This is a genomic window from Bacteroides thetaiotaomicron VPI-5482 (genome assembly GCF_000011065.1).
GTDB lineage: Bacteria > Bacteroidota > Bacteroidia > Bacteroidales > Bacteroidaceae > Bacteroides > Bacteroides thetaiotaomicron.
The window spans coordinates 4741600-4756388 of the sequence record NC_004663.1; the positions used below are offsets into that span (position 1 = coordinate 4741600).

General features: G+C 43.8%; 8 protein-coding genes. 6 read left to right on the forward strand and 2 right to left on the reverse strand.

Features of this window, described 5'->3' with window-relative positions:
* Positions 1–481: 481 nt before the first annotated feature.
* Both BT_RS18455 and BT_RS18460 read right to left on the reverse strand, forming a co-directional pair.
* On the reverse strand, positions 482–2956 hold the full coding sequence (locus BT_RS18455; protein ID WP_011108922.1) for a glycoside hydrolase family 31 protein: 2475 nt from the start codon (positions 2954–2956) through the stop codon (positions 482–484).
* Positions 2957–3040: 84 nt separating this feature from the next.
* The gene (locus tag BT_RS18460) at positions 3041–5755 is read right to left on the reverse strand and encodes a two-component regulator propeller domain-containing protein (protein ID WP_011108923.1); all 2715 of its coding nucleotides are present in this window, start codon (positions 5753–5755) and stop codon (positions 3041–3043) included.
* Positions 5756–5982: 227 nt separating this feature from the next.
* Here BT_RS18460 and BT_RS18465 point away from each other — a divergent pair, with 227 nt between their 5' ends.
* From BT_RS18465 to BT_RS18490, 6 genes are all read left to right on the forward strand, one after another.
* Positions 5983–7926 (forward strand): glycoside hydrolase family 97 protein, encoded by a 1944-nt coding sequence (locus BT_RS18465; protein ID WP_008767043.1) that lies wholly within the window; start codon positions 5983–5985, stop codon positions 7924–7926.
* Between the two features lie 171 nt (positions 7927–8097).
* Positions 8098–9483: a family 43 glycosylhydrolase gene (locus tag BT_RS18470; RefSeq protein ID WP_011108924.1), complete on the forward strand. Its 1386-nt coding sequence runs from the start codon at positions 8098–8100 to the stop codon at positions 9481–9483.
* Between the two features lie 99 nt (positions 9484–9582).
* Positions 9583–9744: a hypothetical protein gene (locus tag BT_RS18475; protein ID WP_008767038.1), complete on the forward strand. Its 162-nt coding sequence runs from the start codon at positions 9583–9585 to the stop codon at positions 9742–9744.
* Complete coding sequence (locus tag BT_RS18480; protein WP_234135610.1) at positions 9687–11099, forward strand: glycoside hydrolase family 43 protein; 1413 nt, start codon at positions 9687–9689, stop codon at positions 11097–11099. The genes BT_RS18475 and BT_RS18480 overlap by 58 nt, the downstream gene beginning before the upstream one ends.
* An 11-nt stretch (positions 11100–11110) precedes the next feature.
* The gene (locus BT_RS18485; protein ID WP_008767036.1) at positions 11111–13027 is read left to right on the forward strand and encodes a glycoside hydrolase family 97 protein; all 1917 of its coding nucleotides are present in this window, start codon (positions 11111–11113) and stop codon (positions 13025–13027) included.
* Positions 13028–13145: 118 nt separating this feature from the next.
* Positions 13146–14789, forward strand: coding sequence for an alpha-L-fucosidase (locus BT_RS18490; RefSeq protein ID WP_008767035.1), 1644 nt, complete (start codon positions 13146–13148; stop codon positions 14787–14789).

Below are 14789 nucleotides of genomic sequence, written 5' to 3' on the forward strand. Positions count from 1 at the left end.
CTTTGCTTTTTCCTATAGGGAAAGTAGGAATAAGACACCGATATCTTTAGTTGTTCACGGCCGTGAACAGGTCTGATCACATCCGTGAAGAGCATTGCTCACGGTCGTGATCAACTCTTGCCACGGCCGTGAACAACTAACAATATCAGTGTCTTAATGGAAGAATAAAGGCACTATAAGTGAAAGATACCGGTAGTATATGGTATTTGTTGTATAAGGTTAGGGGCTGGATATAGGGGAACGTAATAAGTAACAAGTAATAGGATGGGGAAAGGTGACAATAAAATGTGTGATGTATGGCTATTGTCACCCTATTATCACCACTTATTATCACCCAATGATGGCTAATAATCAGTAGGTTATCCTCAAAAGGTGATAAGTGACAATAAGAAGTATGTTTTTTACTAAGGAACACGAGTTCGATATAATCCAACAAGATGGACCATATCGAACTCGTGTTAGTTATCTGATTATCGTCAGTTTATAGCTTGGCAATCACTTTCTTACCTCTATAGGAGATGGATTTGTCAAAGGTGGTTGAATCTCCGTCGCCACAGCCTTTTCCCGGTTCTACAACTATGAGGTTGAATTTGCGGCTTTTCAGCATTCCTTTATAGCTGCCTTTCCGGTCGTCGATGGTCAGTGTACGGTCTTGGTCGTTCCATTTCAAGGTGATGGTGGAGTAAGCTCCCTTTTCGTAGTTATAATTGTCGAACTCATCTTCGTAAAGGGTAAATTCCGCGTTCGCTCCCGGATAGATACGGATGGTCAGATTGTCCCATTTCTTTTCCGTAGAGTATTGCACGGCGGTCCCCCAGGGGAGAATAGAGCCGGCACGGACGTAGATCGGCATAATGTCAATCGGGACTTCACGTTGCAGGGTCTGTCCGCCTTCCAGTGTTTGCCCGGTCCAGAAGTCGATCCAGCGGGCACCTTGGGGAAGGTAAACATCGGTCTTTCCGATTTTGCTCATGTCTTTCTGATGACCGTTTTGCTTCTTGTCTTGCCATGTATACAATGAATCCGTCACCGGGCGAACCAGGAAGTTGCGTCCGAACATATATTCGGTGTCCATATCGAGCACTTTCTTGTCTTTCGGGAAGTCCATCATGAGAGGGCGCATGATGCTGCCTGCTTTGCTGGTCACTTCCCAGGAAGTGCTGTAGATGTATGGTAACAGGCGGTAACGTAAGTGAGTGTATTTTTCCAGTGCATCGTATGACCAGTCGCCTTTCTTGCCGAACTGGTAGATTTCTACGGCTACCGGACTGGAATTGTGTGAACGCATGATCGGCTGGAATACTCCCCACTGATACCAGCGGACGTGCAGTTCATGATAGGCGATGTTGTTTACGTTATTGTTATATCTCCATGCGAAGAAGCCACCTAGGTCTGTGTTCCAGTACGGGATGCCGCATAACGCATAGTTCAGTCCTGCCGCTAGTTGCTTGCGCATGACGGACCATTCGGAAGTTACGTCTCCGCTCCATGAATGGGAAGCATACCGTTGCTGTCCGAGGAAGGAGGAACGGGTAAGCAGGAATACGCGTTTGTCGGAAGTAGTGGCGCGTTGGTGTTCGTATACGCCTTTGTTGGACATTAAGGGGAAGGCGTTGTGTACCCTGCGGAAAGAACCCAGATAAGTCTGCGTGTTGAAGTCCTGGTCTTTGATATCCATATGGTCCGGTTCGGTGGAGTCGAGCCACCAGGCGTCCATGCCGAGGTCGAAGATGTTCTTTTTCATTGCTTCCCAGTAGATGTCCCGTGCTACCGGATTATACGGGTCATAAGGTTTTACTCCGGCTTTGGGCGGCCACGTTTCGAAGTGGAGCAGTGCTTTCAGACTGTCCATCTTCTGATACATTTCTGTCCACGGGCCGAAGGAGGCCCATACGGAGATCATGATGTGGGCGTTCTGCTTGTGCACGTAGTCGATCATTTCTTTGGGGCTTTTGATGCGGGGAGTGCCGTAGTCGGCGTTTTTGTCTTCTCCGTTCGGGAGGAATTTCATGTATTCCGGGTCACCCATCTTATTGATGTAGCGGGGATTCTGGAATTTCATGGAGTTCCAGTTCTCGTTGCAGCCCCAGTATTGCCAGTCTTGGATGATTCCATCCAGAGGAACTTTCAGCTCCCGGTATTTGTCTACGACTTCGCACAGTTCGTCCGGACTTTTGTAGCGTTCGCGGCATTGCCAGAAGCCCAGTGTCCAGAGAGGATACAACGGGGCTTGTCCGGTCAGGTCGCGTACTCCGGCTATGACTCCGTCGGCGTTGCCGCCGTAGATGAAGTAGTAGTCGGCACAGTCGCCTACTTCCGAGTCGAAGGAGGTTTCTTGCGGATTGTCGAGGAAGGTGGTAGGAGAGTAATTGTCCCAGTAGAGGGCATAGCCTTTGATGGAGTGGATGAAGGGGATACAGATACTCATGTTCTGGTTGCGGAGAAAGAGTTTCTGATTGCGTTGGTTCACTTTGCCGGTCTGCTGTTGCCCCAGACCGTAGATCACTTCGTCCTTATCCAGCAGGAAAGCCTGACGGACATTGTAGGAGGGGACGCCTGCGTCATTGAAAGGGGTAAACTGTGTACCGTAGTCTTTGTCGGTCAGCAGCCGTTGCCCTAGTTTGTCAAAGAAGTGGATGCCGCCTGTTTCGGGGTTCACTTCCACTTGTATCATCTGACTGCTCAATGTTACATTTTTCCCGTTTTCACCGAAGGAAACCGGGGTTTGTTCCGGTGCTTTGATGACAACGAGGCTTTCTTTGTCGGAAGCTGTCTCGCCGGGCGTTTTATATACCCGGATGATGGAAGGCGAATAAAATTCTACACTGACGTTCATCCCTTGTGCTGCATACTTGATGCCTTGGGAAGTGCGTTGTACGTTTTGTGCCGTACCGTTTGCGGCAATGATCATGGCCCATGCCAACAGGATGCCTGTTTTTCTTAGATTCATTTTCATGGTTTCTTTAAGTGCTTTATGATACGGCAAAGGTAGGATGGAAGGACGTTTTGCGGACAATAGCTATGTTGAAACAAACAACAATCAGGTTGATTTCTTCGCTTTCTCCGTATATTCCGAGGGACGGCATCCATACATTTCTTGAAAACATTTGCTTAGGTAGCTGGAACTGCTGAAGCCGGTACGCTCCGCTATTTCGGTTACGCTCAGTTTGCCTTCGGCAAGTAGTTGCGCTGCTCGTTGGAGGCGGATGTTGCGGATAAAGAGGCTGGGGGACTGGTCGAGCAAAGTCACCAGTTTGCGGTAGAGTCCGGTGCGTTCCATGCAGAGGTCACGGCTTAGTTGCTCTACGGAGTAGCCGTTGACGTCAAGGTTCTTTTCTACCAGTTCTATCGCTTGCACTAAAAAGGCGGATTCTGCACTGTCCGGTTCTATGCCGTTTGGCTTTTCATTATCATCTGCCGTTTCGTTCCTGTCGCAGACGGAAGGGTGGCTTTTCTTCTCCGAACGGGCTTTCTGTTCGGCTTCATAGCTGTTGCATTGCTCTATCAGGTTGCGGATGCGGAGCAGCAGGATTTCTTCTTTATGTTGCTGTTTCATCTTTTTCTTGGTCTGATAGATATAGAGGCGGATGCTTGCTAAGACAATCAGTAACACGAAGGCCGTATACAGAACGTAGGCGGTAGTCGTTTTCCACCAGGGAGCGTGGATAGTGACGTGTATCTTTGTGATGTTATCGTTCCATTGTAACAGGTTGTCGGATGCAGCGACTTTGAATGTATAATCTCCCGGCGGTAGATTGGTATAGGATGCCTGCAGGATGCCGTTGCCGACTGTTGCATTCCCTTGTCCGCTGGCGAAAGCGTTCATCCATTGTTTGTCGATGCCTTCCAGTTGGTAGCGGTAGTAGGTGCGTTCGCTGTTCACGTAGTTCAGTGCCGAACATTCGAAGGTCAGAAAGTTCTGGTTGTAGTCCAGTTCTAGGTCCTTTGTGTAAGGGGCGGCTTGTGGCAGGATGATGCGGTTTCCGTACTTTTCTCCCGTGTTTACTTTTTCACCGTAGAGATGTAAGTTGGTGAAAACCGGTTTGTAAGGCAGGCCCGGAGTGGCGGATTTATGGTCGGGACGGAAAATGGTAAAGCCGTCGATGCCTCCGAAATAGAGTGTACCGTCCGAAGACTCAAAGATAGCTCCCTGTATATATTCCTCTTCTAAAGCCCCGTCCAGTTGATTGAAGTTGGTAAAGCCGATTTCCTGATTCTCCGGATTGATATGGATGCGTGAAATGCCATTGCTGGTAGTTACCCAGATATAGTTGTTTCTGTCTTCGATGATTGATTGTACGAAGTTATTGCTCAGTCCGTTTTCACGATAGAAAATGCGGTGGGCTTGTTTATTAGGTGAGGCGGATTGATTATCTGCTGTTTGTGTGGTCGGTTTGCTGTCCGGTGTTTGCTCTTGATCGGTGAAGAGTTCCAGTCCATCGGCTGTCCCTGCCCATGTCCAGCCCCGTGTGTCGGTGCATAGAGCGGTGTATGATTGGCCTCTGTAATATTTGTTTCCCCCCCTTTGATCTAATTCCTTTGCCAATTCTGCAGAGACCGATGAGGCTGGTACAGGTAGCAGAGTCCGTGAACCGTCCTGATCGACAGCTAACTGATAGATTGTGGAATGGCTTTTCAGATAGATATTGCCGTTATCATCTTCTGCAAAAGCTTTGACAGCGACATCCTCTTCCGGTGATGCGGGGAAAGCAGTGCGGCTGACGTGAATCAGTTTGTGTGTGGCAGGATGATGATAGAGTAATCCCCGATTGAGTGTGCCGACCCATAACCCGCCTTGGGCATCCTGAAAGATGGTGCTGACTTCGGTCGAAACGAGCTTTCCCTTCTTTGTTTCCAGTACGGGGATGTATTGCTGTTCCCTGCTTTCGAGGTCGATGATCCAGAAACCGTGGACACAACTGATATATGCTTTATCGCCCTGTGGAGTGATGATCAGGGTGTTGAGCGTGTAGTTCTGTTCGAACAGCTTTTCCCATGTCCGGTTTTGGGGATTAAAGTAGAAGAATCCTCCTTTGCGGCCGTTGCGTAACTGGTAGAATCCTTTTTTGCTTTTGACAACGAGAGAAGTACGGTTGAAGTTCTCCTGTTCGGAGGCGGGATAAGCAGCTCTGTCATACAACTGTTTCCCGGTTTTCGGGTCGTAGCAAACGACTTCACCGGTATGATAGAATAGGTAAACCGCAAGTTCATCCGAATGTATGTCCTGTAGCTTTCGATGTTCATTCTCCGGCAGGGTGAGACGGATGCCTGTTTCCAGTTCCCGCAACTCTTGGGAAGTAAGTAGCCAGATACGTCCCGAATTGTCGACGAAAAGGTCTTCTACCGGTTCGTGTATCTCTTTTCTGCGGAAATAGGAGTCAAGGTGAGGTATGTATTTTTCTTGATGGAGATCGATGCACATCAGTTTATGATAATCTTTAATCCATAGGAGTGAATCTCCGCATTGATAGATGCGGTAACATCCTTCATACTGTTTCAGCGGGGAAACGTCTTCTGCCGTGCGGTGAAGGTAGCTGAAATGTAAGCCGTCATACAGATTGACATTCCCGTTGGTGGTGAATACCATTCTTCCGTCGGGGAGTTGGAGTATGTAGCGTATTTGGTTGTCGCTCAATCCTTGTGCCGTGTTGATCGATGTAAACAGGAAGTCGTTGGCGTCCACCGTCAGTGTCATCCTGATACACAGGAGGAGGAATAGTAGTATTCGGGTGTTTTTCTGGTTATTTGCCGCCATTGGGATAAGGATTATGATGTTCGATGATGCAAAGATAAAAAAAGTCGGGGTTATACTTGGATAAACTGTTCTTTTTGTAAAGGGTTTCGGGAGGGAATGTCTGCATATCAATCAAAAAAGGGGGGAAATCATGCAAACGATGAAAGTTTGTATGCGAATATAATTATATTCTCTATTTTTGCTTTTGTTACAATGAGGACATTTAATCATAAAAGAAAAATAATATTATGAAGAAACTTGTAAGCACTTTGACAGCGATTCTTGGTATAAGCACTCTTGCAGCACAGGATGTGGTTGTAAAAGGACCGGACGAAAAGTTGCAGTTGGCGGTATTTGTGCAAAACGAGACGAAGCCTTGTTATTCTGTGAGTTACAACGGAAAGACGATGTTGGAAAAGTCTCCTTTAGGCATGAATACCAATATCGGTGATTTTACGAAGAATCTTAAACTGACCGGACATTCCGTCGACAAGATCGATACTGTTTATCAACAGACACGTATCAAAGTTTCCAACGTACATTACCGTGCCAATGAACTGACTTGTCATTTAGAGAATGAGCAGGGACAAAAGCTGGGAGTTATTTTTCGGGTGAGTGATAATGATGTGGCTTTCCGCTATACTTTGCCGCATCAGGGAGGAAAAGCGAGTGTGACGGTGAAGGAAGAACAAACAGGTTTCCGCTTTCCGGAGCAGACTACTACTTTCTTGTGTCCGCAGAGCGATGCGATGATTGGCTGGAAACGTACGAAACCCAGTTATGAAGAAGAATATAAAGCGGATGCGCCGATGAGCGACCGTTCGCAGTACGGACATGGGTATACGTTCCCTTGTTTGTTTCGTATAGGAAATGACGGTTGGGTGCTGGTCAGCGAGACGGGTGTGGACAGTCGTTATTGCGGTTCACGTTTGAGTGATGTGAGTGAAGGGAATTTATATACGGTCGCCTTTCCGATGGCGGAAGAAAATAATGGAAACGGAACGGTCGCTCCTGCTTTTGCACTGCCCGGCGCTACTCCGTGGCGTACCATCACAGTGGGAGATCATCTGAAGCCGATTGTAGAAACAACCGTTCCGTGGGATGTGGTAAGCCCGCTTTATGAAACAAAACATGATTATCGTTTCGGGCGTGGCACGTGGAGCTGGATTCTTTGGCAGGACGGCAGTATCAACTATGATGATCAGGTACGTTACATTGATTTTGCTTCGGCTATGGGATATGAGTATGCGTTGATCGATAACTGGTGGGATACTAGAATCGGGCATCAGCGTATGAAGTCGCTGGTTGAGTATGCACGCGATAAAGGTGTCGAGTTGTTCTTGTGGTATAGTTCTTCCGGCTATTGGAATGACATTGAACAGGGACCGGTGAACCGAATGGATAATGCAATCATTCGTAAACGTGAAATGAAATGGCTGCAAAGTCTCGGTGTGAAGGGAATCAAGGTTGATTTCTTCGGCGGTGACAAGCAGGAGACAATGCGGCTGTATGAAGATATTCTGAGTGATGCGGACGATCACGGATTGATGGTGATTTTCCACGGTTGCACATTACCTCGCGGATGGGAGCGTATGTATCCGAATTATGTGGGCAGTGAAGCAGTGCTGGCTTCGGAAAATATGGTGTTCAATCAGCATTTCTGTGATGAGGAAGCGTTCAATACTTGCCTGCATCCGTTTATCCGCAATACGGTGGGATCGATGGAGTTTGGCGGCTGCTTTCTGAATAAGCGCCTGAACCGTAATAACGACGGCGGTACAACACGCCGGACTACGGACGTGTTCCAGTTGGCGACTACCGTTCTGTTGCAGAATCCGGTTCAAAACTTTGCACTGGCTCCTAACAATCTGAAAGATGTTCCGGCTGTTTGCATGGACTTTATGAAGCGGGTGCCCACAACGTGGGATGAGACACGGTTTGTCGATGGCTATCCGGGGAAGTATGTGGTGTTGGCCCGTCGTCAGGGAGATACCTGGTATCTGGCAGCTGTAAATGCCGGCAAAGAACCGCTGAAACTAAAACTGGATTTGGAAATGTTTGCCGGAAAGACGGTGGCTCTTTATAAGGATGATAAAAAGGGAGAACCGGAGTTAACGTCACTGAAAGTGAAGGAAAACGGTAAGGTGCAGTTGGAAATCCGCCCTCAAGGAGGTATTCTTTGTATAAAGTAGCCTGTCAATATGGTTTATTTGTAAATGCTGTTACTTTAAATATCGGTATTGTCTTATCGTAAATCGTATTTATCCTATTAAACTTACCAGAAAAAAAGTACGTTTGCATTGTCTTATTCAACTGTAATTTTTGTATGAATCAGGCATTAACTTTGGATAATAGATAATAGTATGCAAAAACAGATCTTTTTTAGTTTTGTGCTGGTAATGATGTTGGTAGGGAAAGTGAAAGCTCAGCACAATAATCCTTTTGGCAATGCATTGATTCCGGATATGATTGCCGATGCGAGTATTCAGGAAATTAATGGTGTCTTTTATTGCTATGCCACTACTGATGGCTATGGGCAGGGACTTAAAACATCAGGCCCTCCGGTAGTATGGAAATCAAAAGACTTTGTACACTGGAGTTTTGATGGAACTTACTTCCCTTCGGCTGCAAAGGAGAAGTATTGGGCTCCCAGTAAAGCAATTTTTGCTAATGGTAAATATTATATATATCCCACTATCAATGGGTATATGTATCCTGCTGTAGCTGATAAGCCTGAAGGACCGTTTAAACTGGCACGTGGGAAAGACGAATTCTATAAGCCTTTTACTCCTTCTACTTTATTGCAGAGTAAGAATCCGGGCGGGATTGATGCTGAAATCTTTGTTGACGACGATGGGCAGGCTTATGTGTTTTGGGGACGAAGGCATGTAGCCAAACTCAACGAGGATATGATTACGGTGGATTCTGTAGTACAGGTAATTTCTACTCCTCGCAAGGAGTACTCTGAGGGACCTATCTTTTTCAAACGTAAAGGAATATATTATTATTTGTACACTATCGGAGGGGATGAGAAATATCAATATGCGTATGTAATGAGCCGGGTTTCCCCTATGGGACCTTTTGAAGCTCCTGAACAGGATATAATATCTACTACCAATTATGAACGGGGAATCTTCGGACCGGGACATGGTTGTGTCTTTCATCCTGAGGGTACGGATAATTATTATTTCGCATATTTAGAGTTTGGCAGGCGAAGTACAAACCGTCAGACATATGTGAATCAACTGAAATTTAATGAAGACGGTACGATTCGCCCTGTCGAACTAACAATGGATGGAGTGGGGGCATTGAAGAAGGTGAAATCAGATAAAAAAATGAAAATAGATACAGTTTATGCGTCTAGTATTGAAGTGCCGTTGAAGATTGAACCGATGAAAGACCCGACATGTCTGCGGACAGAATATTTTGTTCCTTCTTTTGCGGTGGACGGAGCAAATGGTTCCCGATGGATGGCTGCTGCCGAAGATAGTATTAATCCATGGATTGTGGCAGATTTGGGTACTGTAAAGAAGGTCAGACGCAGTGAAATTTATTTTGTACGCCCTACTGCCGGACATGCTTATGTTATTGAAGCATCGATGGATGGAAAAGTCTGGCAAGAGTTCGCTGTCCATCAAGATAGGAAGATGTGTTCACCACATACCGATGTCTTGAATAAAAGGTTCCGTTATCTGAGAATTAAAATCCTAAAAGGAGTCCCCGGTATCTGGGAATGGAATATTTATTAATAAGCCAAAAGTGTATGAATATAAAAATGAATATGAAAGTCCCCACATGTATTGTAGTATTGATTTTTACTTTGTCAACAGTAAATGTATTTGCACAGAATGATTACAAGTGAGGAGAATGGACAACTTGGGGCGATCAGGGAGATGGCACCTATTGTAATCCTGTCCTTCCTTCCGATTACAGTGACATTGATTGTATTCGTGTGGGGGATGATTATTATGCTATTTCTTCTACCTTTCAATATTCCCCAGGTATGGTGATCATACATTCCAAGGATTTGGTGAACTGGACGATTAAAGGTCATGTGGTTTCTGATCTGAGACAGATCAGTGAAGAAATGAACTGGACGCGTATGAATCGTTATGGCCGAGGTATTTGGGCAGGGGCAATTCGTTATTATCAGGGAAAATTCTATGTGTATTTCGGTACACCGGATGAAGGTTATTTTATGTCGACAGCTACCGATCCTGCGGGACCGTGGGAACCGTTGCACTGTGTAAAAGCAGAAAAGGGATGGGATGACTGTTGTCCTTTCTTTGACGATGACGGGCAACTATATTTTGTAGGTACCCATTTTGCTGATAAATACAAAACTTACCTGTACCGGATGACACCTGATGGGAAGACCTTGATCGAAAACTCTAAAATATTAATTAATGAGGGGTATGGTCGCGAGGCAAGTAAACTTTATAAAATCAACGGAACATATTATCATTTTTTCAGTGAAGTTAAAAATGGCGGTAGATATATCATGATGCAACGTTCTTCTTCAATTACAGGACCGTATCTTGAAAGGAAACAATTAAGTCATGTACAGCGTGAATATAATGAGCCTAATCAAGGCGGACTTGTTGAAGGTCCTGACAGGAAGTGGTATTTTTTTACCCACCATGGTACGGGTGACTGGGCAGGTCGGATTGCTAGTCTGCTACCGGTATATTGGGTCGATGGTTGGCCGATTATTGGTGAGGTTGGGCAGGATGGCATTGGCACAATGGTATGGCAAGCGGCCAAGCCTTCCAATGAGTATCCGGTTCGGACTCCACAATCATCTGATGATTTTAGCAAGTCGGTACTTTCTCCTCAATGGGAATGGAACTACCAGCCCCGGGACGAGATGTGGTCATTAACGGAAAGACCAGGCAATTTGCGGTTAAAAGCTTTTCGTCCATTAGTCACGGATAATTTGCTGAAAGCGGGAAATACCTTGACTCAGCGTTGTTTTCGTACAAACAAAAATGAGGTTATTGTAAAAATGAACATTGAGGGCATGGTTGACGGACAGAAAGCCGGACTGTGTCATTACTCTAAGAGTTATGCCATGGTGGGGGTACGCCAGTCCGGCAAAGACCGGAATCTGGAATTTCAGACCAATAAAGAGAAAATCACAGGTCCTGCGATAAAGGGAAACAAGGTGTGGATTAAATCTGTATGGGGGCTGGATGGAAAAAGCCAATTTTCATATAGTACAGATGGCAGGAAGTTTACCCCGTTCGGAGAGGTATATCAACTTGAATGGGGATATTACCGGGGAAGCCGCATTGGGATTTACTGTTTTAATAATATAGCGGATGCGGGGTATATCGATGTGGATGAGTTTATTTATTTATATTAACTGTTTAGTGTATGAAACATTCCTTTAATTGTTTAAGTTATGAATTACTGCTTTATGTGCTCATTTGTATTCCATTCTGTTCTTGTTCTCAAAAAGATACAGGTGTGATTTCTCCTAATGGGAAGATATGTCTTTCTGTTGAAATAAAGGAAGATACTGAAAAAGACGGTTTTGGCAAAGTCTTTTTTAATGTAGAGTACAAAGATGGTAAAACTTCCAGAAGGGTTCTATCTGATACCCGAATTGGCTTGGAAACCCAGCTTATGTCATTTACCGATAACATCAGGTTGAAATCTGTGTCCGGTACTAAACTAATTGAAGATGATTATGTGATGCTTACCGGTAAAAGAAGTCATTGTCAGAATAGAGGAAATGAAAGGATATTTCGGTTTGAGAATGAGAAGGCAGAAACCTTAGATATCGTTTTCAGGGCTTACGATGACGGGATTGTATTTCGATATAGCTTACCATCTGTTCAAGATAAGGATAGTCTGACATCTGAACATACAGCTTACTATATTCCAGAAGGAACGAAAAGATGGATACAGAATTATTCTGTTGGTTATGAAGGTTTCTATCCATTGAAAACCAGAGCAGAAAGAGGCAAAGACAATATGTGGGGCTATCCATTACTTTTGGAACCAGCCGATTCATTGTTTGTGTTGATAACTGAGGCCAATATACTTCGTGGACATAGTGGTTCCAGATTGTATAATGGAAATGATATGAATCAATATCAAGTGCGGATGACAGATGATAAATTAGCCTTGGGTGATTCATTCACATCGCCATGGAGAGTTCTTATGATAGGTTCTTTGTCTGATATTGTAGAATCTACTTTGGTAACAGATGTCTCTGAACCTAACAAAATTTCTGATACAAGTTGGATTATGCCGGGCTCTGCATCATGGGTATACTGGGCGCATAATCATGGTTCCAAAAATTTCAAGATTGTAAAAGACTACATTGACTTGGCTGTTGATATGAAGTGGCCATATAGTCTGATAGATGCGGAATGGAATGAAATGTCAAACGGTGGAGATATTGAAGATTTGATAACCTATTCTCTTAGTCGAAATATAAAGCCTATGATTTGGTATAATTCGTCAACTGCTTGGATGGGGCCGGGTCCTCTTTACCGCTTGAATAGTAAGGAAAACAGAATAAAGGAATATACTTGGCTTCAAAAGTCAGGTGTAGTAGGGGTTAAGATTGATTTTTTTCCTGATGATTATTCGTCTAATATGGATTATTATATTGATTTGCTGGAAGATGCAGCTAAATATAAATTAATGGTCAATTTTCATGGAGCTACTATTCCTCGTGGATGGCAAAGGACTTATCCTCATCTGATGACTATGGAAGCCGTTTATGGGGCAGAGTGGTATAACAATAAGCCAATACTTACAGATCGTGCTGCTGAACATAATGTAACATTGCCATTTACCAGAAATGTCATTGGCTCAATGGATTATACACCTGGTACATTCTCTGATTCCCAACATCCTCATATCACTACTTGTGGGCATGAACTAGCTTTGTCTGTTGTGTTTGAGTCAGCATTGCAGCATATGCCTGATAGGCCGGAGGTGTACAGTTCATTACCTCGAAAAGTAAGAGAATTCCTTTCGGGATTACCTACTGCTTGGGATGATACAAAACTGTTGTGTGGCTATCCGGGTGCTGACATCGTACTGGCACGACGTAAGGGAGATGTATGGTATATTGGAGGATTGAACGGAACTAACGAGAATAAAACTCTTTCTTTTTCATTGGTTCCTCTGCAAGTTGAAGGAAAAACGATGGATGTATTTAAGGATGGGGTGGACGATAAGAGTTTTGCCATCGAAGAAGACATCCAGTTATCAAACGATAAAATGGATATGTCATGTCTTCCTCGTGGAGGATTTGTGGCAGTAATAAAGTAAGGATAATAAATGATATTGTTTTAAAAGTCGATATTGTTTTATTGTAAATCGTATTCATCCTATTTTTTTTCACTAAAAAAGCGCTACGTTTGCATTATATAATTCAATCGTAATATTTATGAAAGCAAAAAAATTACTATTACTATCCTTGTTATTTATAGCGGAGACTTTATCTGCTCAAAACTATCAGGTTCCTGTTTCGGAGCAAGATGAACCTATGATGCAAGGGAAATTCCAGCCTACTTGGGAATCATTGGCTAATTATAAAATACCGGAATGGTTTAGAAATGTAAAGTTTGGCATTTGGGCTCATTGGGGCCCCCAATGTGTGGAAGGATCTGGCGATTGGATGGCTCGTTCTTTGTATATGGAAAATTCGCCTGAATATCGACATCATATAGCGAACTACGGTCATCCTTCTGAATTTGGCTTTAAAGATATTATTCCGTTATGGAAGGCTGAAAAATGGGACCCCGATAAGTTGGTTGCATTTTATAAAAAAATAGGTGCTCAGTATTTTTTTGCTTTGGGTAACCATCATGATAATATGGACCTTTGGGATAGTAAGTATCAACCATGGAACTCGGTTAATATGGGGCCTAAAAAAGATATATTGAAAGGATGGGAAAGAGCAGCGCGTAAACATGGACTTTATTTTGGGGTCAGTCTGCATGCAGACCATGCCTGGAGTTGGTATGAGACTTCCCAAAGACACGATACTCAAGGTCCTAAAAAAGGTATTCCGTATGATGGGAAATTAACGAAAGCTGATGGAAAAGGAAAGTGGTGGGAAGGATATGATCCTCAGGACTTGTATGCTCAGAATCATCCGTTAAGTCAGGATAGTTGGGATAATGGTACAATTCATAGGCAATGGGCATGGGGAAATGGAGTTTGTTTACCAACACAGGAATATTGCACTAATTTCTATAATCGTACACTTGATGTAATAAACCGTTATAATCCGGATTTGTTGTATTTTGATGTAACTGTTGCACCTTTTTATCCTATAAGTGATGCAGGCTTAAAAATTGCGGCTCATTTTTATAATCATAATATGTCAATGCAAAAGGGTAAATTGAATGCCGTAATGTTTGGTAAGATTCTTGATGCAAATCAACGTAAAGCTTTGGTATGGGACGTAGAACGTGGAGCTCCTAATAAAATAATAGATGAACCTTGGCAGTCATGTTCGTGCCTTGGCGGGTGGCATTATAATACGTCTATTTATAATAATAATCAATATAAGTCGGCAGCTGACGTAGTGAAGCTGTTAGTTGATATTGTCAGTAAAAATGGTAACTTACTTCTGAGTGTCCCGTTGCGTGCAGATGGTACATTTGATGAAAAAGAAGAAAAGATATTGAATGAATTTGGTAATTGGATGAATATCAATAAGGAAGCAATCTATCAAACGCGTCCATGGAAAATATTTGGTGAGGGACCTATAGCGGATAAAGATGTTCAACTCAACGCCCAGGGGTTTAACGAATGGGCCTATAGTAAAGCTGATGCAAAGGAAATACGTTTTACACAAACAGATAAAAATTTGTATGCTACAGTTTTAGGATGGCCTGAAGATGGGAAAATCTTAATTAGGTCTTTAGCGGAAGGTAACGGGTTATATCCCACTAAAATAGGCAGAGTAGAGTTGCTTGGTTACGGAAAAGTATCTTTTACACGTACTGATAAGGGACTTGTTGTTGATATACCCGCTAAATCGTTGAAGAATATAGCCCCTGTCTTGAAAATTAGAAAATAA